This window comes from Gordonia heveisoli (genome assembly GCF_030315745.1).
GTDB lineage: Bacteria > Actinomycetota > Actinomycetes > Mycobacteriales > Mycobacteriaceae > Gordonia.
Genome location: NZ_JASXSH010000059.1, coordinates 1 through 483 on the forward strand (window position 1 = coordinate 1; position 483 = coordinate 483).

General features: G+C 65.8%; 1 protein-coding gene. It reads right to left on the bottom strand.

All coding sequences use genetic code 11. From position 1 onward, the window contains the following. Nucleotides 1-321 (bottom strand): transposase family protein (locus QSJ18_RS20135; protein ID WP_286328430.1); only part of this gene is annotated, 321 nt, incomplete at its 3' end. Nucleotides 322-483 lie beyond the last annotated feature (162 nt).

The window sequence follows — 483 nt, forward strand, 5'->3', positions numbered from 1 at the left end:
AGTGACCGCAGCGCGCGGCGCCACGATCGCCGAAATGTCGGCACGAAAGATCGCGGTGGGACAGTCGGTGTTGTCGCAGGTGTAGCGCGGCACCCTCAGGTGCAGCCGTGTCGGATGGCCCACGATCGGCAGATCTGCAACGTCGCGGTCGACGTGATCGCGCAGCCGGCCCGTCTCCCCGCAGGCAGGACAGGCGGCCTTCGGGTCCAGGAGCTGGCAGAACAAGTGGGTGCGGCCCTCGGCGTCGAGGGCGGCATCGGTGATCGTGACGCCGAGTTCGATGGTGCGGCAAATCGTGTCGGCAATAGCGCTACGCTGCAAGGTGGGTCCTGTGGGTGCTCGGATGGTTGTGTGAGAGCTTTCATCTTCACACCCCAGGGCCCGCCCAAATCCCCGCCCCACCCCGAAGCCCGCAACCCACAACCGGGCCTACATCTTGTGGTCGCGAGAACCCGTTCTACGCACCGTCAATCAGGAAGAGCC